At 53.4% G+C, this 539-nt stretch carries 1 tRNA gene and 1 pseudogene; one reads left to right on the top strand and one right to left on the bottom strand.

Annotated elements, in window-relative coordinates:
- Positions 1 to 278 (top strand): annotated as a pseudogene (locus tag NBH21_RS26015) (hypothetical protein); the annotation flags it as partial.
- Positions 279 to 413: 135 nt separating this feature from the next.
- Here the strand turns inward: NBH21_RS26015 and NBH21_RS26010 are convergent.
- Positions 414 to 490: transfer RNA gene (locus NBH21_RS26010), tRNA-Met, on the bottom strand.
- Positions 491 to 539 lie beyond the last annotated feature (49 nt).

Raw genomic sequence — 539 nt, 5'->3', positions numbered from 1 at the left:
CCGGCCTGATGCTCCTTCAGAATACCGATGATCTGCTCGTCGCTGAAACGGGAACGCTTCATTCTCTGTCTCCTTCTCCGGAGAACAGACTAACCTCAAACCGAGGACATTCCAGGGGAGCAGGTCAAAGCGGTGCTGCACACCCGAAAGGGCTCCGCACCGCACCCCGCCGCTACCGCCACAAACACAACAACCCAAAACCGCTGGAGCGAACTCAAAACTGGATAAAACTTGGGGGCAAGGTCAAAGTCTCAGAAGCAACTGACCATATAGGGTAAGCTTTTCGCATCCCGCTTTGCACCCGATGATTTTGTATTTATGTTTTACGACGGGGGGTTAGCACCGATGATCGTAGCTGTTTAGCGTGCTGGATCGTAGTTTTGGGCTATTGTGGGATACTATAGCGTAGGAATTGGTTGCGGGGGCAGGATTTGAACCTGCGGCCTTCAGGTTATGAGCCTGACGAGCTACCGGGCTGCTCCACCCCGCGCCATTTAGGTAAGCCGCTTTTCGGCTTATCCGGTGTGCAAAACCCTTTT

Origin of the sequence: Ciceribacter sichuanensis (assembly GCF_024055605.1) — a bacterium.
GTDB lineage: Bacteria > Pseudomonadota > Alphaproteobacteria > Rhizobiales > Rhizobiaceae > Allorhizobium > Allorhizobium sichuanense.
The sequence above is the reverse complement of the archived record's forward strand: the minus strand, read 5'-3'. Positions and strand labels throughout refer to the sequence as shown.